18 protein-coding genes are annotated in these 21,168 nt (G+C 40.9%); 6 read left to right on the forward strand and 12 right to left on the reverse strand.

Going from position 1 to position 21,168, the window contains the following annotated elements:
* The first annotated feature begins 45 nt into the window (after window positions 1–45).
* Together fre and IEY40_RS10830 are read left to right on the forward strand one after the other, a co-directional pair.
* Window positions 46–744 (forward strand): NAD(P)H-flavin reductase, encoded by a 699-nt coding sequence (fre, locus tag IEY40_RS10825; protein WP_188956048.1) that lies wholly within the window; start codon window positions 46–48, stop codon window positions 742–744.
* Between the two features lie 139 nt (window positions 745–883).
* The gene (locus tag IEY40_RS10830; protein ID WP_188956050.1) at window positions 884–1,462 is read left to right on the forward strand and encodes a nucleoside triphosphate pyrophosphohydrolase family protein; all 579 of its coding nucleotides are present in this window, start codon (window positions 884–886) and stop codon (window positions 1,460–1,462) included.
* Window positions 1,463–1,551: 89 nt separating this feature from the next.
* On the opposite strand, the gene IEY40_RS10835 is transcribed toward IEY40_RS10830, so the two are convergent.
* From IEY40_RS10835 to uvrD, 4 genes are all read right to left on the reverse strand, one after another.
* Window positions 1,552–2,571: a hypothetical protein gene (locus IEY40_RS10835; protein WP_188956052.1), complete on the reverse strand. Its 1,020-nt coding sequence runs from the start codon at window positions 2,569–2,571 to the stop codon at window positions 1,552–1,554.
* A gap of 185 nt (window positions 2,572–2,756) precedes the next feature.
* Window positions 2,757–3,677, reverse strand: coding sequence for an alpha/beta hydrolase (locus IEY40_RS10840; RefSeq protein ID WP_188956054.1), 921 nt, complete (start codon window positions 3,675–3,677; stop codon window positions 2,757–2,759).
* A 40-nt stretch (window positions 3,678–3,717) separates the two neighbouring features.
* Window positions 3,718–4,578 (reverse strand): 4-hydroxybenzoate octaprenyltransferase, encoded by an 861-nt coding sequence (gene ubiA / locus IEY40_RS10845; RefSeq protein WP_188956056.1) that lies wholly within the window; start codon window positions 4,576–4,578, stop codon window positions 3,718–3,720.
* 36 nt (window positions 4,579–4,614) lie between these two features.
* Window positions 4,615–6,804 (reverse strand): DNA helicase II, encoded by a 2,190-nt coding sequence (gene uvrD, locus IEY40_RS10850; protein WP_188956058.1) that lies wholly within the window; start codon window positions 6,802–6,804, stop codon window positions 4,615–4,617.
* Window positions 6,805–7,271: 467 nt separating this feature from the next.
* Between uvrD and IEY40_RS10855 the strand changes: the two genes are divergently transcribed.
* On the forward strand, window positions 7,272–8,144 hold the full coding sequence (locus IEY40_RS10855) for a LysR family transcriptional regulator (RefSeq protein WP_188956060.1): 873 nt from the start codon (window positions 7,272–7,274) through the stop codon (window positions 8,142–8,144).
* Between the two features lie 178 nt (window positions 8,145–8,322).
* Here IEY40_RS10855 and IEY40_RS10860 read toward each other — a convergent pair whose 3' ends face one another.
* From IEY40_RS10860 to IEY40_RS10870, 3 genes are all read right to left on the reverse strand, one after another.
* Window positions 8,323–9,261, reverse strand: a complete 939-nt coding sequence (locus IEY40_RS10860) for an SPFH domain-containing protein (protein WP_188956062.1) — start codon at window positions 9,259–9,261, stop codon at window positions 8,323–8,325.
* Window positions 9,261–10,190, reverse strand: coding sequence for an SPFH domain-containing protein (locus IEY40_RS10865; protein WP_188956064.1), 930 nt, complete (start codon window positions 10,188–10,190; stop codon window positions 9,261–9,263). The genes IEY40_RS10860 and IEY40_RS10865 overlap by 1 nt, the downstream gene beginning before the upstream one ends.
* A gap of 87 nt (window positions 10,191–10,277) precedes the next feature.
* Window positions 10,278–10,739, reverse strand: a complete 462-nt coding sequence (locus IEY40_RS10870; RefSeq protein WP_188956066.1) for an NfeD family protein — start codon at window positions 10,737–10,739, stop codon at window positions 10,278–10,280.
* Between the two features lie 374 nt (window positions 10,740–11,113).
* Between IEY40_RS10870 and IEY40_RS10875 the strand changes: the two genes are divergently transcribed.
* Entirely contained in the window at window positions 11,114–11,866 is a 753-nt protein-coding gene (locus IEY40_RS10875; protein WP_188956068.1) for an outer membrane protein OmpK, read from the forward strand.
* Window positions 11,867–11,973: 107 nt separating this feature from the next.
* On the opposite strand, the gene udp is transcribed toward IEY40_RS10875, so the two are convergent.
* Window positions 11,974–12,732, reverse strand: coding sequence for a uridine phosphorylase (udp, locus tag IEY40_RS10880; RefSeq protein WP_188956070.1), 759 nt, complete (start codon window positions 12,730–12,732; stop codon window positions 11,974–11,976).
* A 323-nt stretch (window positions 12,733–13,055) separates the two neighbouring features.
* A complete protein-coding gene (locus IEY40_RS10885; protein ID WP_188956072.1) occupies window positions 13,056–14,231 on the reverse strand; it encodes a type III PLP-dependent enzyme in 1,176 nt (391 codons plus the stop codon).
* Window positions 14,232–15,252: 1,021 nt separating this feature from the next.
* Between IEY40_RS10885 and IEY40_RS10890 the strand changes: the two genes are divergently transcribed.
* The gene (locus tag IEY40_RS10890) at window positions 15,253–15,510 is read left to right on the forward strand and encodes a hypothetical protein (RefSeq protein ID WP_188956074.1); all 258 of its coding nucleotides are present in this window, start codon (window positions 15,253–15,255) and stop codon (window positions 15,508–15,510) included.
* A 67-nt stretch (window positions 15,511–15,577) separates the two neighbouring features.
* Here the strand turns inward: IEY40_RS10890 and IEY40_RS10895 are convergent, their stop codons facing one another.
* Both IEY40_RS10895 and IEY40_RS10900 read right to left on the reverse strand, forming a co-directional pair.
* Complete coding sequence (locus IEY40_RS10895) at window positions 15,578–16,237, reverse strand: thiopurine S-methyltransferase (protein WP_188956076.1); 660 nt, start codon at window positions 16,235–16,237, stop codon at window positions 15,578–15,580.
* Between the two features lie 80 nt (window positions 16,238–16,317).
* Window positions 16,318–16,665, reverse strand: coding sequence for a hypothetical protein (locus IEY40_RS10900; protein ID WP_188956078.1), 348 nt, complete (start codon window positions 16,663–16,665; stop codon window positions 16,318–16,320).
* 172 nt (window positions 16,666–16,837) lie between these two features.
* On the opposite strand from IEY40_RS10900, the gene IEY40_RS10905 reads away from it, so the two are divergent.
* Window positions 16,838–18,655, forward strand: a complete 1,818-nt coding sequence (locus IEY40_RS10905) for a protein kinase domain-containing protein (protein WP_188956080.1) — start codon at window positions 16,838–16,840, stop codon at window positions 18,653–18,655.
* Window positions 18,656–18,712: 57 nt separating this feature from the next.
* On the opposite strand, the gene IEY40_RS10910 is transcribed toward IEY40_RS10905, so the two are convergent.
* Window positions 18,713–21,109, reverse strand: coding sequence for a zinc-dependent metalloprotease (locus IEY40_RS10910; RefSeq protein WP_188956082.1), 2,397 nt, complete (start codon window positions 21,107–21,109; stop codon window positions 18,713–18,715).
* Between the last annotated feature and the right edge of the window lie 59 nt (window positions 21,110–21,168).

Here is a 21,168-nt window from a genome sequence, read left to right on the forward strand (position 1 = left end):
AAATAAGTGATTGATACAAAATAAAAAGGCCTTAAAGGACGTTAGATGAAAACCATTCGTTGTCAGATTGAAAAAGTCACCCCGTTTAATGACGCTGTTTATCAAGTGTTGCTAAAGCCAGAAACCGCCTTCGACTTTAAGGCTGGTCAATACTTGTGTGTCGTTATGGGTGAAAAAGACAAACGTCCTTTTTCAATAGCCTCTGCACCTAACGCGGCTTTAATCGAGTTACATATTGGTGCAGCAATCAGCGAAAGCTATCCAATGCAAGTTGTTGAACGCTTAAAGACATCAACTCACATCGACATTGAAGCTCCTGCAGGCGATGCATATTTACGCAGCGACAGCCACAGACCGCGTATTTTAATTGCCGGCGGCACGGGTTTCTCGTATATAAAAAGTATTGTGGAACAGCAAATTGCTAACGGTGAAACCATCAAAACAAAATTGTATTGGGGTTGTCGTAACGAAGATGCCATGTACTACCAAGAAATTGCACGCCAATGGCATGCTGACTATGAATGGTTAGAGTTTATTCCTATTGTTGAAATAGTTAGCGACACTTGGCAAGGTAAACAAGCCAACCTGCTTGAACAAATTAAGAATGATTTTATTAGCTTAAACGGTTACGACATCTATATCGCAGGCCGTTTTGACATGGTTGGTGCTGCACGCGAGTTATTCCGTGAACTTGGTGTCGAAGAAGCCCACTTATACGGCGATGCGTTTGCATTCATTAAATAACCTGAGATCAGGTTAACTAAAGCTGTCAGTAAATCGTCATAGAACCGGCAAACTTGCCGGTTTTTTTATTCGATTAACACTTTGTATTCAACGACTCATTTATTTAAAATTACGTCACATTTATCATTAAGGTAATCCTATGAAACTCAGTCAATTAACTCAGCCACTCTATGACCATTTATATCGCGATATTTTTGAGTTTCGCAGCACGTTTGATTTACCGGTTAACGACAGTGCTAGCTTAGATGATAAAGCCGACACGTTGCACACTTCATTAATTATTGAAGAAATGACTGAACTGGCTGAAGCGGACTCACGGATTGAACAAGCTGATGCGATTGTTGACTCAGTTTACGTTTTAATGGGCCGTTTAGTACACATAGGTGCGTCTCAGGTAAGCGATCGTCTAGAGATAAGCTATCTTATCGATTTATTGCTTAACGTGGCTAAAAACCGTGAAATAGACTTCATTCAATGCTGGGATGAAGTACACTCCAGCAACATGAGCAAAGTGTGCCGTAACCAGCAAGAATTGGATGAAACCATCGCCTTTTACGCCAAACAAGGTGTTGAGATAGTGGGCAGCACTAAAGGTGAGTTTATTATTGCTAAATGTGCTAAAGATGTTGAAATGGCAGGTAAAGTTGTTCGCCAAGGTAAGGTGTTAAAATCAGTATATTATCGCCCTGCAGAGTTAACTACGTTAGTGCGTGATTAATAAAAAGTTCAACACCTGCTTATTCGTCTTATAGAAGGTAATAAAAAAGAATGCGCTTTAATCAGCGCATTTTTTATGGCTGTTTAATGCTATGCCGCTTGCGATAATTTAACATCATTAAGTGCATTAATTAACTGCTGAGGTGCATCTACACTCAAATGAATTACCGTCATCGGTTCCGGCAACTGCCCCATACCACCATGATAAACAACCGGACGGTTTAACGTAACGGTGACATTGCCTCGCCCGCAACCAATTAAAATGGTACCTGGTTCATCCTTATTTAACTCAGAAGACCCTTGAGGCTCCACACTGGCAATATCCGCCATATTGACCACCATAAATCCCCATAAAGAATTATTAATAACAAGATTATCTCTCATTAAATACAACGAGTAGTAACGTGACAATCGATGGTTAGCCACAATAGACATTAAGGTATAGCCAATAATACTCGAGACAATAATGGCTACCCACTCGCTCCATGAAACCAATAATAAATAGCTGCTACATGATGCAACAATACAACCGGTTATTAAAAGCAACACATGCCATCGCGCTGCACTCTTAAGGTTAATATTGGTAATTACAGGCGGATGATTGCGTGAAAACCACGGAATAGAATAAAACCAGTTTGTCGCCTCACTGGCCATAATAAGCGCAATGGTTAAACTTTTATCATCACCTTCACGATAGGTTTCAACTGCGCCAACTCTAGGATCGCCCTTAAGCTTACGCACCTTTAACAACCCACGCACCACACTCACAATCAAATACAATTCAATGACCAGCAATACTGCAATAATCGGATAACGTAACCAGGCAATAAATTCAAAATAATGCGCAATTTCAGCAGGGAAACTTAACCGCGCAACTAGGCTGCTTAAGCTGAAAATAACAATCAACTTCCACAGTTTTTGTGCCCCCTTTTTAATAATGCAGTACCAATAACTTAAAGGCAGTAACACAAAATATAATGCAGAAATAAAGTACAACACTCGCTTATCGGTATCGCTAGCTAGCGTCTCTGGCGTCCACTGAACACCTATTACAAAACTCAACACCATTAAGACTAAAAACACTAGCCGATACTTCACTGTCACTCTCATTCGATACTCATCCTTGTGCCATTTTAATTACATTAATACCGTGTTCTAAACAAAGATATTGGGGCAATATCAATTTAAACAAGTTATTAACATAACAATAAAAGTGATCGATAAGTACATTGGTTACGTGCAAAGTTGTTACAGGAAATAATCAATACCTATGAGCTCGCTTTATTTAACTTGAACTAATGCGCCCGTTTAAATAACCACGATAAGCCATGGATAGCTGTCGTAGGAAATGCCATTGAATGATCTGCTTCTGAGATCACCAATATTTTCAGTTGTAAGATGCCCATTTTGGCGGAGGGATGGGATTGAAGTATTTGATAAAACGCTTGCGCATCGGCGACCATTTGGTGCTTATCGTGAGTATAGGGCGGTCTTTCTAATTCGCCAATACCAATAAATACCTTAGCGGATATTGCTGGCATTTGATTAAAGCCTTGAATAAATTGTTGTAACAATAGCTTATTGTCAAACCACAACGAAGGGCTGCCCAATACATAATGGGCAAATAATGTTGGTTGTTCTAATAAAATATAAGCACCGAGTAACCCACCCAACGAATTCCCCATAAAGGTATTTTGCTGTGTATCAACACGATAATGATGCTCAACAAAGGGCATTACAGTGTCGCGTATAAAGTGAACATGCCGCTTTGCCTCACCAGTATTGAGCTTCCAACTTGGATCGTGGCTTGGAGTGTAATCTCGGATACGACTCGATGCACCTTTACTGCCCTTTTGATAGCCTATAGCGACCAAAATGGCTTGATGCATCATATTACTGTTCATCGGAAACCGCGTTGCCCCTGATACCACTTGCATACTGTACATTGCATCTGTCATGTAGATCACAGGGTAATGATGAGTACTATTTTGCTGATAATCTTTAGGTAATTTGATCATAACCTGATAATCACGACGACCATCTTTAAGGGTAAATTGGCGGGTGCGAGGAATATTAACCGCAGAGGCCGAAGCATAAGCCTCGGCCCACTGAATCGCTGGATCGGATTGCACATTGTCGCTGCTGTCAGCACTTGCAAATAAGCTATTTATCAAGAAATAGCTACATAGCAAAAGACCAAAAAAGCGGTATACCATATTATTTATGCATCCTTGCCATAACCCACACCAGATTACCTTAAAAAATGTAGTCCAGTGATAACGAAATAAACAGTATCATTCCTGCCCAGTTGTTATTTAAAAAAGCTTTAAAACACGGCGCGCGCTCACGGCGGTAAATAAGGCCTTGTTGGTAAACTGCAAAACCAATAAAACTCACAATACCTAAAGCGTAAATCAGTCCTCGCTCAGCCAACACACCTGCCATAATGAAACAACCTAAAGCAGCAAGTTGAAATAAACCAATAATCTGCCTATCGAATCGACCAAATAAAATAGCAGTAGACTTAATACCGACCTTTAAGTCATCGTCACGATCGACCATGGCATACATAGTGTCGTAAGCCACTGTCCAGCACCAATTAGCCATAAACAACCACCAAGCTTCAACAGGGACTTCTCCCAGCTGTGCTGCATAGGCCATCGGTATAGACCAGCTCCATACTATGCCTAAAAACATCTGTGGCATATTGGTAATCCGTTTCATAAACGGGTACATAACCGTCAATATAATGCCAACAACTGACAGCTGTACAACCAGCGGATTAAGCCATAACACTAAACTAAATGCAGCTAAACCAAGCACCACAAATAGACTAAGCGCCTCTTTGATACTAACTTCACCCGACACTAATGGGCGCATATTCGTGCGTTCCACATGGGCATCTAAATTGCGATCAGCATAATCATTAATAATGCAGCCGTTAGCGCGCATTATGACCACGCCTACAATAAAAATAAGCAGCACAGTAATATAAGGCATGCCCTGCGCTGCTAATACTAACGCCATTAAACAAGGCCAAAGTAAAAGCAACGTACCTATGGGTCTATCTATTCGCATTAATCGCGCATAAGCACGAAGTTTGTCTTGCAATGACATCTATGTCATATCTCCATGATTTCGCATGTTGACAGCTTAACAACGCTCTAACTTAGCGAGTGATACCAATAACCATTTACTGCCGAAATCAACAAAATTAACCTGCACACGGCCTTTTTCACCCGAACCTTCAAAGCTTGTCACCACACCTTCACCAAACTTAAAGTGTTTCACTTTAGAGCCCACTTTATGGCCAGTATCATTAAACCCATGAGGCTTTTTAGTCGCAACAGCATCTGCCGCTCGCGAAGGGAAACGCTGACTAATAGAAGGCTTAACTTGAGCACGGATACGTATTTGCTCAACAAATTTTTCTGGAATTTCATTAATAAAACGTGATGGACTGGCATAATCCTCACGGCCGTAAATACGGCGCGATTCTGCATAACTGATATACAGTTTTTTCATCGCACGAGTCATGCCCACATAACACAAACGACGCTCTTCATCTAAACGATCGCCCTCGTCTAACGCCATCTTGCTCGGAAATAAGCCTTCTTCAACACCCGCCATAAAGACCATCGGGAATTCAAGCCCTTTGGCTGAGTGTAATGTCATTAACTGAACAGCATCTGTAAATGCATCGGCTTGACCTTCCCCAGCTTCTAGTGCCGCATGTGATAAAAAGGCATTAAGCTCGCCCATATCTTCAAGCTCTTCTGGCATTTCAAAGCTACGTGCCGCCGTCACTAACTCGTTTAAGTTTTCTATACGCGCTTGGGCTTTTTCGCCTTTTTCAGCTTCGTACATGGTTCGTAAACCAGAACGTTCAATCACGCTATCAGCCATACGATACAGCAACATATCGGCAGTATCTGTGCGCATCGAAATGATCAGTTCCATAAAGCTACGTACTGCATTGGCGGCACGACCAGCTAATACTTTTTCTTCAATTAAACGTACACTAGCTTGCCATAGCGTTAACTGATGTTGCTTGGCTGTAGAGCGCAAAATATCCAAGGTACGATCGCCAATACCACGTGCAGGCGTATTCACAACACGTTCAAATGCTGCATCATCGTCTTTGTTATTGATAAGACGCATATAGCCCATCGCATCTTTAATTTCTTGGCGTTCGAAGAAGCGTAAACCACCATAAATTCGGTACGCTAAACCTTTATGTAAAAAGGCTTCTTCGAGCACACGTGATTGCGCATTTGAGCGATATAAAATAGCGCATTCACTTAGGCAGCCACCTTTTTCTTGCCAGTCACTAATACGTGCCACAATAAACTTGGCTTCGTCCATTTCATTAAAGGCACAATAAACAGAAATAGGTTCGCCATCTTTATCTTCGGTCCACAACTCTTTACCTAAACGGTCAGGGTTATTGGCAATCACTGCGTTAGAGGCATTCAAAATATTCGCGGTTGAGCGGTAGTTTTGCTCTAATCGAATAGTTTGTGCACCTGAAAAGTCTTTCAAGAAACGATGCAAGTTCTCAATTTGCGCACCACGCCATCCGTAAATAGACTGATCGTCATCACCAACAATCATCACGTTAGCTGTATTACCTGCTAATACACGGATCCAAGCATATTGAATGGCGTTAGTATCTTGGAATTCGTCAACCAGAATATGGCGAAAACGTTCTTGATAATGCGCTAACAAGTGTGGCTTGTTGAGCCATAACTCATGTGCACGTAATAAAATCTCAGCAAAATCAACCAAGCCTGCGCGATCGCACGACTCTTGATATACTTTATAAATATTCAGTAAATTTTGCTCAATCGGAAATCCACCTGCATCAATATGCTTAGGGCGTAAACCTTGGTCTTTTTTGCCATTGATATAACCTTGGGCCTGACGAGGAGGATATTGCTTCTCATCTAAATTTAGGCTCTTAAGTATACGTTTAAGCAAACGTAACTGGTCGTCAGAATCAATAATCTGGAAAGTTTGCGGTAAATTAGCGTCTTGGTAATGGGTACGCAATAAACGGTGAGCTAAACCATGGAAGGTGCCTATCCACATGCGCCCCATGTTAGTGCCAACCACTTTTTCCACGCGTTCACGCATCTCTGCAGCCGCTTTGTTGGTAAAGGTAACCGCTAAAATTGAATATGGACTTTGCTGTTCTACTTGCATTAACCACGCAATACGATGAGTTAATACACGGGTTTTACCACTGCCGGCACCCGCTAACACCAACATATTCGAAAGTGGCGCGCCAACTGCCTCACGCTGCTTATCGTTTAGGCCGTCTAATAATGATGATACGTCCATTTTTCCTCCCAGAAATCTGCGAGGCATTATATACCCAATCAACCTGAAGATATATGTTTCAGAGCTTTACCGTGTTTTCAATACTAGGCGCGGTAATGTAGGCATCTTATAAATTAGCGCAACAACGAAGTGGAAATACGCTGAAATTCCCATAGGGCAAATTTTATACGCGTTTATGCTGCTATGCTGCGACTTTTGTTAATTTAGCTGATTTTGGAAAGGGAATAACCATTACATGCAATCAATGCTTTGCCTAAAGGCTTATAAATTTTCGCAAAAATCGAACATCCTTTGGTTGATTGGGTACATATCAATTAGCGTTAGAAAACCGTGTAATAATTTAGCTATTTGAGCGAGAAACATAGAATGCAGCGAATGGCAGAGCTTGGAGCAATATTGTGACTAAATTGACAATAACAATCACGAAAATTACTATACAAAATAAGAGACTTACTTAGGCTGACACATTGAACATCAAAGATTTAGAACTGTTTATTGCCGTGGCTAAATTAGGTAGCTTTTCTAAGGCGGCCAAATCACTTGATACCCGTCGAGCCTTGGTGAGTCGGCGTATTGCGGATTTAGAAAAACAACTTGGCGCCCCGCTATTTACCCGCACTACTCGAGTGATGGACCTAACTGCATCGGGAAAACGTTATTTAACTCAAATAACACCACTGGTTAACCAACTAAACCATGCTGGCGACGTATTTAAACATCGTCACGACGACGTGCAAGGCAAACTAAGAATTGGCTTACAACCGTTTGTTGATAAGTTAATGGACAAACACATTGCCCACTTTGTACATGCCTACCCGCAGGTACAATTAGAAGTCTTCATTGTGCCAGGACAATATCAAGACATAAAACGCTTAAATTTAGACTGCATGATTAATGCTGGAGAAGTGAGTAAAGGAAATATTAGTAAACAAAAGCTCATGACTTTTGAGCGAAAAATGTATGCCAGTTGCCTATACTTAGAAAATTCATCGGTGATAGAAACCATTGACGATTTACATTACCACTCGTTACTTGGTTATCGCGATGCAGAAGGCGTTTTAGAGCATCAATGGAATTTCCAACATACAAACGTGAGCGCCAACTACAAAATCATTTGCAGTGATTACAATTCTTTGTATCACTTTTGTTTAGGTGGTGCTGGAATTACCCTCCTACCCCAAGTCATCGCCGTGGATGCTGTTGAAAATCAACAGCTCATCAACGTACTGCCAGAGTTAAGCGCGGGATTTACCGATATCAATATTTTCTCGCCAAAAGACACCACACTCTCACCTGTTGCCAAAGTATTTATCGAACACCTTTGCGACATAATTAATTAACGTCGACTAACCCTAACTAGATCAACGAATCTAAAACGAGTGCTGAAAAAACAAAAAAGGAGTCAGCATGCTGACTCCTTTTTTAGCATCGTGTAACATCATTCATACGATGTCATCATGGGTAAAACAAAACGTTTAAACTCAGCTGACAACCTACTTAATGAATAATTTTGACCGCCTATTTTTTATCGTCTTTCAAACCAATACTGTCCATCCAGTATTCAAAGTTCACCAAGTTACCGGGTAATACAATACGACTGTCTTTCTTGCTAAGACCATCGAGTTGCTTCATGTATTGCTCACCAAGTTGCATACGTAAAGCACTTTGTCCGCCTTCGGATGAAATCACGACCGCTAAGCGCTCAATTGACTCTGACGTGGCTTTTGCTAAGGTTAAAATCTCTTGTGCCTTACCTTCGGCTTCGTTTATCCGTCGCTGCATTTCACCTTCAGAACGGTTAATCGTTTCAGCCATTACACCTTCTGAACGATTAATTTTACTTTGTTTATCACCTTCACTTTTAGCTAATAATGCACGGCGCTCACGTTCTGCGTTAACCTGCATTTCCATTGCGTTCTTAACGGTTTCTGGTGGCGTGATATTTTTAATCTCGTAGCGATGAACCCGCATTCCCCACATAGAACCAGCTTCATCCAGTACTTCTACTACTTTAGCCGAAATTAAATCACGTTCTTCAAAAGTACGGTCTAAATCTAGCGTACCAATGACCGAGCGGGTAGTGGTTTGAGCAAGCTGAATAGCAGCATAACGGTAGTCAGTAATGCCATAACTGGCTTTGACCGGGTCGGTAACTGAAATATAAATTACGCCGTCGACTTCTACATTGACCTCGTCACTCGAAAAACACTCCTGCGGTGGAACATCAATAGTTTCTTCTTTTAAATCATGAATGTAAGCCACTTTATCGACAAAAGGGATAAGTGTATGAAAACCGGCATCTAAAGTACTGTGGTACTTGCCTAAACGCTCAACAATATAGGCAGATTTAGTGGGTACTAAGCGAATCGATTGAAAAAGTTTCAACACAAAAATGGCAAAAATAACGCCCCAAATCACCATCACAATAAAATCAGTATCAATTCCGTTAATCGACATTAGCGTGCTCCTTTCGCTGGTGAATTACTTACCGCATGAGTCACTTGCTCCATGCCTTCAAAAAAACCTTCTAGCTTTGCCATCTCCGCAGGTACTACAGACACTTGAGACTCAGATAAAATCTTACCTACCTGACCAATAAACTGCTCTTTAAGCAACATGTTCATGGCATCGTTACCGCCATTGATGGTCAATGCTTTACATATCATTTCCATACCTTCAGCTTTAGCATTGGCCACGATTGAAATTTCTTGTCCGGTACCAATAGCCTCATTAATCCGTTTTTGTTTTTGACCTTCTGACAGATTAATCGCTTCTTGACGCTCGCCTTGCGACATATTAATCATCGCCGCTTTTTCCGCGTTGGCTAAGGTAATCTCAGCGCGCTTACGACGCTCTGCTTCCATTTGTTTTTCAAGGGTATGAATAACATTATGTGATGGGGTAATATTTTTAATCTCGTAACGTAATACCTTAATCCCCCATGGATCTGACGCTTTATCAATCTCACGCACTATCGATTCGTTTAAACTGTCACGCTCAGAGAAGGTTTGCGATAAGGTTAGCTTACCGATTTCTGAACGCATCGTGGTTTGCGCAAGGTTTACTGCTGCACGGCGATAGTTTTCAATACCATAGCTGGCTAATTTGCCATCCATAACTTTAAGATACACCAGCCCATCAACTTCTAACTGAGTGTTATCTTTTGAAATACAGCTTTGCGGTGGTACATCGAGGACTTCTTCACGGGTATCGTGTCGATAAGCCACTCGGTCCACAAAAGGCACTAAAAAATGAAATCCAGGCGATAATACGGTACGAAATTTACCTAAGCGCTCAATCACATGCACTTCGCGCATTGGCACTATCAACATCAACTTGTATAGAATAAACATGATAAATAAAAATGCGATGGTTAACACAAACATATCCACTTCCTTTTTGTAATTTAACTAATCCCTAAACAATCATAACTAAACAATCACTTCTAAATAGTAACGTCTAAACAATCACTTCTAAACTGAATCGATAACGGGTTCAACCACAAACCCAATATTGTCGCGACAGATAATTCTTACCTTGGTACCAACTTTTATTTCAGTGCCGTCCCCTAATGCAGTCCAATCGGAACCTAAGCAATGAATTCGCCCAGTTTGCTGTCCTGGCCCTATTGCTTCTTTCACTGTGGCAACCTGATTATACAAATCGACTTCTTCGTCGGTATTTGCCACATGTGCATCTCCGCCTACAAGGCGTTGAGTTACATGACGAAAACTAAGTAATAACACCATTGATGCCATAAACCATAGCGTCATGCTTTGTACAAATCCGTCAATAATCCCTAACGCTAATGACGATGCAACAATAATACAAGCAGCGCCAAGCAAAATGACGATGCCACCCGGAACAATAATTTCCGATATCATTAATAACAGCCCAAGCACTAACCAGACTGTGATCGGATTAGAAAGCTCCATAAACCCTCCTCAATAAATGAGTATGCCGTGCATTTACTATATCAGTTGCTTTTTATTATTGCGACATAATATGTCAAGTTAATCACAAACAACTCATCCCATAAATCAATAACCGTTAACATAACAGTATCAAACATTTAGTCCAATGCTTCACATCACACCGCAATGGTTAAAAGTGTAAAGTCAGATTTTGCTGTCTACAAAACGCTGAAATCTGCTGATGTTACTTTGTTTTTATTGTGCTGATTATCATTTTTGAATATATTGCGCCCCATTGTGCACGATCGGGAATAATGTAGGTTGCTTTTTCGTCTCGATTAAGCTGAATTTACAATCATTATGGCATTGCTGCCACTTTACGAACCGGAATAAAAATGAAAAAAATCTGCCTTTTAGCAACACTAGTGCTTTCACCAAACGTGTTTGCAAATGATGTTATCCAATGGTGGGATGCGAGCGCAACTGTCTTGCATGGCGAAAACTACGACCTTGCACCATCAGAAAGACAAACCACCATTACATTAGAGACTGCAGGTGGTTGGACATATGGCGATTGGTTCGTATTTCAAGATTTTATCAACTTTAATGGTAATAATGGCGGAGTTGATGACTCGAGCTACGGTGAAATTTCACCGCGTTTTAGTGCCAGTAAAATTATCGGTAAACCTGTTGGTTTTGGTGTAGTCAATGATGTGTCATTAGCATTAACGTACGAGCAAGGTGACGGTCCAGTTGAAAGCATGCTTTATGGTGTGGGGCTTGACTTTGATGTGCCATTTTTCACTTACTTGCAGCTCAATACTTATCGCCGTGATGCTATTAGTAACGCCAATATCAGCGACGGCTGGCAGTTTACTCCAGTATTTAGAATCGATATGCCAATTGGCAATGCGAATATTATTATCGATGGCTTTATTGATTGGGTATTTGTTGCAGACAACAATGGCTACGATGAAAACTTACATTTTAATCCACAGATTAAATATGATTTAGGACAAAGTTTATTTGGCGAGCACAAAAAGAATAAATTGCTAGTCGGATTTGAATACGATTACTGGAAAAGCAAGTATGGTGTTAATGGTGTTGACCAAAATACTTACTCTATTATTGCCCAATATCATTTCTAATTGGTGAAAATGAGGAACAAAAAAGGTGCCTAGGCACCTTTTTTACTGTTTACGCTTTAACTGCTAGGCTGAGCAATCAGCCATAGTTAACGTGCGACTAAATAGCATTACGCTAATAGTTTTTTCGCAGCAGCAACAACAATAGAAACTGCACTCACTTCAGTTTTCTTCATTGTGGCTTCATCTGGAATTTCTTGCTGTGTACGGTTCACAATCACACCTGCTACACATGCTGCACGCCAGCCTTGAGTTGCACACATAGTAAATAATGTGGCTGACTCCATTTCATAGTTCAACACGCCCATTGACTGCCACTCTTTCATAGAGCCAACATAACGCTGAGTAATGCGACCAGAAACAGTATCGTAACGCTCTTGACCTGGATAGAAAGTGTCAGAAGAAGCGGTAATACCGATATGCGGTTCTAAACCGGCATCGCGACATGCTGCAACCATAGCTGTAGTGCAATCAAAGTTTGCCGCTGCAGGGAACTCTAGCGGAGCAAAATGCAAGCTGGCACCATCTAAACGAACAGAAGCCTGAGTGACAATAACATCACCCACGTTAACATGTGGCTGAATTGCACCTGTAGTACCTACGCGTAAGAAAGTTGTCACACCCAGCTGTGCTAACTCTTCAACTGCAATAGATGTTGATGGACCACCAATACCTGTAGAACACACCACAACTGGCTTACCATCAATGTAAGCTAAGTAACTGGTGTATTCACGATGGCTAGCTAGGAACGTCGCGTTCTCCATAAGCTCGGCAATACGCTTAACACGTTCTGGATCACCAGGAACGATTGCTAAGGTTGCACCATCTAACATTTTTTTGGTTAATCCTAAGTGAAATACATCGGACATTTTGAAAACCCCTTTCATTTTTGAATATTAAATTCTTATATCCCAGACTTTAACCTAGTCTTTAGGGGGATAAGGTTAACTTGATCACATATAAATTCATAATAGTTAATATTGTTTCGTTAAATTATTACCAATATATGACCAAAATCCACAAAAATCATGGCGTTGAGCATAGTTGAATACAGTGAAAAACAACAAACTATTTATCTAACTTAAAAACCATTAACGTGATTCACATCAAGTTAACTTAATTACATTTTAGTCGCTTGCGCGTCTAAAACAAAAAAGGACGCTAGGCGTCCTTTTGACTGGCTATTATCTTGTTACAAATAATAATCTTTTAACGGTGGAAAACCATTAAAACACACAGCTGAATAAGTTGTTGTGTAAGCGCCTGCAGTTAACCAATACATGCGATCGCCTATGGCTAAATCCGTTGGTAACCCATAGCTATAGTGCTCATACATAATATCAGCACTGTCACACGTAGGGCCGGCAATAACACACTTATCTAACTCACCGTTACGGTCTGTATAGATAGGGAACTTAATCGCTTCGTCCATGGTTTCAATTAACCCAGAGAATTTACCCACATCAGTAAACACCCAGCGCTCTAATGCTGTATGTGACTTACGAGAAATCAATACAACCTCAGAAATTAATACACCGGCATTTGACAACAACGAACGACCTGGCTCTAAAATAATTTCTGGTAATTCATCACCAAAATCTTCTTCTAGGAAGTGCTTGATCTGTTGTGCATACACACCTAATTCATTGGTTTTATCCATATAGTTGGCAGGAAAACCACCACCTAAATTGATCATCTTAAGCACAATGCCGTGTTCTTCTTTTAAACGGTCATAAATACTTTTAACTTTACCAATCGCAGAATCCCACGCACCGATATCACGTTGCTGTGAACCAACATGGAAAGAAATACCATGTGGTTGTAATCCAAGCTCTTTGGCCAAAACCAATAAATCGTAAGCCATTTCATTTTGGCAGCCAAACTTACGTGATAAAGGCCAATCAGCAGTGTGCGTGCCTTCTGTTAAAATACGCACATACACTTTGGCGCCTGGTGCTTCTTCTGCAATCATACGTAAATCAGCTTCAGAGTCTGAAGCAAACATGCGCACGCCTTGCTCATAAAAAGAGCGTACATCTACGCGCTTTTTAATGGTATTACCGTAACTGATACGGTCAGCAGAAACACCTATAGAGGTGACCATTTCGAGCTCATAAATAGATGCAATGTCAAAGTTTGAGCCCTTGTCACGCAGCAAAGTAAGAATTTCTTTGGCCGGATTTGCCTTAACCGCATAATAAACGTTTGCGAAAGGAAAATTATTAACCATGTCATCGTATTGTTTCGCAACGATTTGGGTGTCAATAACTACAAACGGCGTTGGCTTATCTTTAGCAAATGCCTTAATGCGGTCAAACGTGTCCTTGTCATAATAATCTGCAACATCAATCGATTGAAATTGGCTCATTAGGCCAGTGCCTCCTGTTAGTTGGGCAATAAAAGTGCGTTTTCAGGTTTGTAAAAACATGCGCAGTAAACGATATTTCTAACCAATACGCAACGAATTTTTATGCAAAAACTGTACTTTTTTATTCCTGCATAAATGTCATTAAAACTCAATAACCTATTTAATTAGTCAACAAATTTGATGCTGAGTTCAACAACCTTAAAAGTATAGTCGCAGTTCAATAAAATAGATTTTAAAAACAGCGAAATATTCGCTAAAAACAACAACATTTTTTTGTTTTACTGCGACTAGATTAACACAATTATTACATTTACCTTGAGTCAAATCCAAAAAAAATGACCTAGGACACATTCGACAACCAGTATCAAAATAAAAATAACACATTGATATTTAAAGATTAAATTACATAAACTTAATAGAAAAAAGGGATATAAATGGTCCCGACTTTGCACAATAATGAACACGACTTCGCAATGTATACAACTAATATTAGACAACTTAATACTGAAATATACCGCTTTAATTTTGCCGGTGACAGATCAATTAAGTGGTAAAGGTTATCGCTGCGAAAATAGCAAAAATACATTGATATCAACCAAAGTAATCTCACATTAAATATGGTGATAATGATGATAGTGCTTACAATGATTATCACAAAAACTACACTGACCTCTAGCGATAACCATTAGTCACTTTGAATAGGGGTGACTGTCATACTGATTAGGGCAAAATACGGGGCAGTGGAATTGACCATGATCATGACCAAGTCCATTTTTATTGAACTCATCACGAAATTCATTCATCAAGCGGATGATAAGAAGGAGATTTTTCATACTAAATGTTGATAAAAAACTATCAATCGAAAGTTTTATTGCTATAGTAGTTATTGTTAAAGAACAGCTTTCAATAATAGTCAGTACATCAACAAACAGCACGCCGTAAGACTGATGTTTGTTTGAAATATCAAACACAAAATTGACTATTTACTTTTCAATATTTAAATGACTTAGGCGAAGGGATTATGACTCAAGTTGCATATCAAATAAATGAGCGTCGTAATAAGGACATATTAAAGCACGACGAGCATTGGGATTTAACTACTGCAGATCAAAAACTCGCATTGTATGATTTACACCGCTTTGGTTACCGCTTGTTGTTTGTGCGTCATATGCTCACAGGCCCTGTCGCAGTAATAAGTCAACAAGATGATATTGCGGCAATTTATGCCGATGGTGAAGTAGATTTACGCCCAAAGATTACCCTGCGCGATATTCATTAATATTACCATTAGGCAATAAAACCTACCCCAATTGGCGTAGGTTTTTATACCTTGCTAACGCTGGTTTTTACGCTTTGCGAGTCAGTTTATAAACGGCTTCGTTTAACCAAGGCACCTGCTTATTCACAAAGCGAGGATTGTCTGCCAGCACATCAACACATTCTAATAATTCCACATCAAAGTGCGGCGCAAGATGAGTATCAACCCAGTCAGGACTGACAGCAAATGGGGGCCCTTTAAGGGTATCTTGTGGGTAGTCGAGAGTAATTAATAAACCACTCACATTTACGGGGATCAACTTAGCTAATGCAGCGGCATATTGTTGGCGCATAGCTTCTGGCCAGGCAATTAATGCCGCGCGATCGTAAAATCCACCAATACCTGTGGTTAACTTATGCGGCAAGGTAAAAATATCACCTTGATAGATACGAACTTCATCGGCGCTAAACACACTATGCTCGCCAATCTGCTCAACCTGGTACGCTAAGTCGTTGTCAGTAAAAAAATGCTCCACCGCGATGGGATTTAATTCGCAACCTATAACACGGTGACGTTGCTCTGCGAGGTAACACATGTCGAGTGACTTACCGCACAATGGTACAAACACCTCAGCTTGTTCAGCTAAACTTAAACGCGACCAGTATTTAACTAAAAACGGATTAACTTGTTGCTGGTGAAAACCAATTTGTTGTAATTGCCATTTTTCATGCCAAAAGCGTGGTTCCATGATGGTCTCTTTAGTCTATTTACCAATATTGCAGGCTACTTTAAAGACTAAAAAAAACAGATGCAACTAAACAAATGAACTTAAGCTTTACCGTCTAGCGTTAATTGAACTTGTCTTAACCAACGGCAATTTTCGCACTGGCATTTACGACGCGACATATGGTGTGGACTCAAATTAGAGTCAATAAAATCAACCGCAATAAGCAACTGTTGCTTGAGTTCGTCGACAGATTTCATTTCGAGTGCAACCATTTCATCATTATGATTAATCCATAGGCACTCTTCACCTTGATGACAAGTAATACATTCCTCATCACTGTGATTGAAAAAGACGGCATGAGGACAATGAGTCACTTCCATCGATTGTAAAATACGGGTCCTAGGAAAATTAAATAATTGAATTAGTTGTGCTTTATCAATATTAGGCATAGATACCTCTGCTAAAAGCGTTAAATGATCTTACATTCAATACTACCTATTGTTGATTGATTTTGATTTGATGTAGGTCAAGGTTTACATATCGTAATTTTTTAGCTAGGAAGCGCTTGCCGCACAAGGGTGAATCAAGGTTTAATGGAGAGATAAATATCGAGGGATAACTTTGCAAACACCACAGCTACAGCACTTTTATATCAATGAAGAGCAGTCAATATACTTACTCAGTGCCAATGATGCGCGCAAGCACAAAGCATGGGTACGTTTATGTAAACAACAGCTCAGCAAGTTGGGATACCAGCAAATTGAATTTATTGGTAAAGGTGCTTATGGATTTGTGTTTGCGGGAATAAACGAATTTGGCCAATCGCATGTGTTTAAGTTTTCACGCGTTAATCTGCCCCAAAGCGTGCAAGATAGGCTTGAAGAAGAAGCATATATGCTTAGCCAGGTTAAACACCCAAATGTACCCAGCGCGATAAAGTTTGAGCGTGTTGGTAAGCAAGGCATTTTAGTCATGGAGCGGGCAATAGGTGAAGACCTAGATAAAATTTGTCAGCGCTTAGGTGCGCTCCCGCCGGTAATGGTAGTGAGTATCGCTAGGCAACTCGCCAATATTTTGTATTACCTGCGCAAGGGTAAACCACTGGTACATGGCGACATAAAACCCTCTAATTTGGTATATGACATTGAAACAGACAAACTGTCGTTAATCGATTGGGGATCTGCGGTGTTTGCCCAACGCGATGAGCATAATCGCGCAGTAGATGACAACGTTATGTCGTTATTATCTAGTGATCAACAACACACCAATGCCCGTATGGGCGATGTGTATTTTATTGGTGAAGAACAGCTAAGTGGCGCTTTATCAACCCCAAGGTTTGACGAACAAGGTGCTGCTGCAACCTTATATGCTTTGGCATCGGGACAAATAAGTCGGTTTGGTACTAAAGTAATCCCTGCCACCAGCATCGGCTTACCCATTGAATTAGCTAAAACACTAGACGCCATGTTAAGCGATGATGTTGAACGGCGTAACCTTGCTGGCGACTATTTTTTAACAAGCCTACGTCATAGCCATCGAATGCATTTACCCATTTTGCCAGAACCGCCGTTAGTGCCTGATATTCCCGTATGGGCGCAGCCACGTTCAAAAACAGTTGAGACCGTAAGTTACAGCTCGCGTAAATCGTTTTTAAAAGAGCACAACACTCAAGACCCTATTGCCAAGATGGATGATGTCCAGCTAGAAAAATACTACCGAAACTTTATGGCTGGTATGGCAGATACTGAAAAAGGGTTTATTGCGGCTGTGGGACGTTTAGCTCAATATCCTATCGTGGGAGGTTTGGTGATCCGCTGGCAAGAGTCTGGAGTATTTATTGACTCAAACTTAGCAATTTACGACCCCGACAATAAAGCACCGCTGACTTTAGCGGTGAATAATATGGTCACGATGGCACGTGGTATTAAACGTATTGGAGTATTTAAAGCTTGTTTCTTTAATGCCAAAGACACCTTGCATTTAGAACGCAAAAGTACCGAACATGAATACACCATCACAGGTGAGTTACAACTGCCATTTGAAGTCGGAGATGTACCCACGTTAGAAGACAAATCTAGGCTACATTCATACTTTGAAGACGGAAAAGATCCTGAAGAAAACCTCGAATTACCTGCCGAGATCATGACCGAATTAGGTTGGTTAAACCAAATACATCATACCGGCTGTATTATTTTTGAAGCGTTACCCAATCATTTAAAAATCCACAGCTATTTGCGCTTACTGAATCCACGTAAACAAGCTGCATTTAGGGCCTGTCTTGACCGTATTATTTCCCACGCCAATAAAATTCAGGGGCATGGTATTTCTGGGTTTATGAAGCTGCCTTACCGAAATACACGCCAGTTTAGCCATCTGGATCGTAAGGCCGATCGCTTTTATCCTAAAAACCCTAAAGCATTCGACCAACAAGAACATTAAGATTCAATTTCAAACATAAAAAATGCGACCTTTCTCGGTCGCATTTCTTATGTTCAGCTAAATAGGCGAGCCTGGCGGCATTGCAGCAGGCTTGTTGATGAGTCTAAAATCTGGATGTTCTAAACCGTTAACAATACCTTTATACAACCAATCGTAATGAGCCGATTGGTAGTCGCTGCCACGATTGCTGCGACGCTTTAGTTGTTTCACAATATAGTCAAAACGCGCAGCTAACTGAGCTTGAACCTCTGGCGCTGTTTTTGGATCTCGATAGGCTGTCAACATCGCATCAACCACCACAGCATTAACACGCATTTGTATCGCTAATTCACGGCCATTTGGCAAATCTTGATAAAGGCTTCTGCCAGCAAGTTTATCGATTAAAGTGACTACCGACAGCTGCGAACTGTCTTCCATATAGGCTTGGTTTACTCTATTTAAACGTTCTGGAGTCAATATTAGGCTCGCAATATGACGACTCAACATTTCAGCCATGGCGACCGGATCGCTCACAACACCAAGATTAGAAGTGAAGCTTTCACGGGTTTTACGATAATTACCTGCTTTAGGAACCAATATCTGAAGTACATTGGTAGGGATCGCCAAACTACTGCTTTGTAAACTTCCCAATAAACCCTCTAATGCCGCTAATTGCATTTTAGGCGGTACATAGCTCCACCTCACTCCGCCGCCAACTTGCTGATAACTATAATCAGTACCTCCTATCCATTTGGCTGCAGCCTCAATCTGGTAGCGAGTGAGTAAATACATTGGCACAAAGACATCGGCAAGCTCACCGTTTGGCTCACCAGCTAATAACGCATCTGAATTAAATTCATTAATGGCTTTTAAGCGGACAGTTTCTAAACGCAATAATTCTGCCACAGCGTCGTTACCACGGTCCCATAAACTTGCATAAGCATTACTGGCACTCGTACGTCGAGAATCTGCTTCACCAATATATCGAAAACCTTTTTCTAAACTTGACGTTAATAACGCTTCTGCTTGCGATGAAGAACCATATCCATAAGCGATGGTGTACTTATCCCATTCACCAATACCTTCACGATATGGCTGGCTAATATCAATTTGCTTACCTTCAATGCTGGCATAGGGATGTGGGTAATCCATCACAGACGAATTATCGTTAGTCGATGCGGCAAAATTATGATCTAATCCTAATGTGTGGCCAATTTCATGGGCTGCAAGTTGGCGAATACGTGCTAGCGATAATGCCATTGCCGCTTCATTTGCTGCGCTACGATCTGGCCAACCTGCGGTTAAGCCTCTTGCTATCAAATGATCTTGGCGCACTCTAAGACTGCCCAAAGTGACGTTACCTTTTATAATTTCGCCCGTACGAGGATCGGTTACCGCAGCCCCATAAGACCAACCACGGGTTGCACGATGCACCCATTGGATCATGTTATATCTTACATCTTGAGGATCCGCGCCCTCAGGTAGTAACGCCACTTTAAAGCCATCAATAAAACCGGCTGCAGTAAACGCATCTTCCCACCATCGCGCTCCAGCTAATAATGCGCCTCGAATAGGCTCTGGCACGCCAGGATCTAGATAATACACAATCGGATTAACCACTTTGCTTGGGGCATCACCAGGAATCACTTTTTGCAGGCGATGTTTTAATAAATGACGTTGCACTAAAGGTTGATCAACTGCGGTTGAATAATCGATATATTGATCAGATAAATAACCGCTCATTGGATGATAACTACGCGGCTCAAACCCTTCATCGGGCAGTTGTACAAAGGAGTAACGCACACGTACAGATAAAAACTTAGCATCGGGTGTCACGCTCGCAACTTGCTCGCCTGCTTTGCTGGTCGTGAAAGTTAAATTAACGTCAACATCTGCATTATGTTCAAACGATTTAATCCCTTGTGGCAATATAACCGAACGGTTGTCATCTAAACTGTATTGGCCTTGTTTGGTCGCAGCAAGAACATCAACAACACCATGTAAGTCATTAATCACTAAATCATTTAAAGAGACAATAGCCTGTTTACCCGCAACGATTTTTCCACGCCATAAAATAGACTCAGCAAATGCTTGGGTAACGGCCTGTTTTTCGGAAATATTGTCGCTTGATGCGCGAAAATCGGTATTGAGCTGCTTTAACACGAGATAGGGCCCATGTTGCTCAAATTGCACCATACGGGTTTGACCTAGTTGACCACGGTCTAAGCCAATATCGTTAGAGCCTACGCCGTGAGGCAAACTGGTTAACATTAAGAAGGGTTGGTTGAGCTTATCGACCTCAAGATATAATTGGCCTGCTTTAGCATCATAAAACAGGTTAATAAACCCTTGGGAAGCTTGCGATTGTTTTATGATTTTTTGTGCTGGATCGCTCGCTGCAACCGCAACGCCTGAAAGAAACGTTGCTGGCGCTATTGCCAGTAAAAGTGCCAATGAAATACTGCGGCGGATCATAAATTATCTCCCTGTCGTGAACATCCTATCAACTAAAATAATGCGAGTAAGGCTTCGTA

The sequence above is a fragment of the Shewanella ulleungensis genome (assembly GCF_014648315.1).
Lineage (GTDB): Bacteria > Pseudomonadota > Gammaproteobacteria > Enterobacterales > Shewanellaceae > Shewanella > Shewanella ulleungensis.

Bases quoted from the DNA above. Each gene is read 5' to 3' on its own strand.
- fre (WP_188956048.1), top strand. From the start codon at position 46: ATGAAAACCATTCGTTGTCAGATTGAAAAAGTCACCCCGTTTAATGAC.
- IEY40_RS10830 (WP_188956050.1), top strand. From the start codon at position 884: ATGAAACTCAGTCAATTAACTCAGCCACTCTATGACCATTTATATCGC.
- IEY40_RS10835 (WP_188956052.1), bottom strand. From the start codon at position 2,571: ATGAGAGTGACAGTGAAGTATCGGCTAGTGTTTTTAGTCTTAATGGTG.
- IEY40_RS10840 (WP_188956054.1), bottom strand. From the start codon at position 3,677: ATGGTATACCGCTTTTTTGGTCTTTTGCTATGTAGCTATTTCTTGATA.
- ubiA (WP_188956056.1), bottom strand. From the start codon at position 4,578: ATGTCATTGCAAGACAAACTTCGTGCTTATGCGCGATTAATGCGAATA.
- uvrD (WP_188956058.1), bottom strand. From the start codon at position 6,804: ATGGACGTATCATCATTATTAGACGGCCTAAACGATAAGCAGCGTGAG.
- IEY40_RS10860 (WP_188956062.1), bottom strand. From the start codon at position 9,261: ATGTCGATTAACGGAATTGATACTGATTTTATTGTGATGGTGATTTGG.
- IEY40_RS10865 (WP_188956064.1), bottom strand. From the start codon at position 10,190: ATGTTTGTGTTAACCATCGCATTTTTATTTATCATGTTTATTCTATAC.
- IEY40_RS10870 (WP_188956066.1), bottom strand. From the start codon at position 10,739: ATGGAGCTTTCTAATCCGATCACAGTCTGGTTAGTGCTTGGGCTGTTA.
- IEY40_RS10875 (WP_188956068.1), top strand. From the start codon at position 11,114: ATGAAAAAAATCTGCCTTTTAGCAACACTAGTGCTTTCACCAAACGTG.
- udp (WP_188956070.1), bottom strand. From the start codon at position 12,732: ATGTCCGATGTATTTCACTTAGGATTAACCAAAAAAATGTTAGATGGT.
- IEY40_RS10885 (WP_188956072.1), bottom strand. From the start codon at position 14,231: ATGAGCCAATTTCAATCGATTGATGTTGCAGATTATTATGACAAGGAC.
- IEY40_RS10890 (WP_188956074.1), top strand. From the start codon at position 15,253: ATGACTCAAGTTGCATATCAAATAAATGAGCGTCGTAATAAGGACATA.
- IEY40_RS10895 (WP_188956076.1), bottom strand. From the start codon at position 16,237: ATGGAACCACGCTTTTGGCATGAAAAATGGCAATTACAACAAATTGGT.
- IEY40_RS10900 (WP_188956078.1), bottom strand. From the start codon at position 16,665: ATGCCTAATATTGATAAAGCACAACTAATTCAATTATTTAATTTTCCT.
- IEY40_RS10910 (WP_188956082.1), bottom strand. From the start codon at position 21,109: ATGATCCGCCGCAGTATTTCATTGGCACTTTTACTGGCAATAGCGCCA.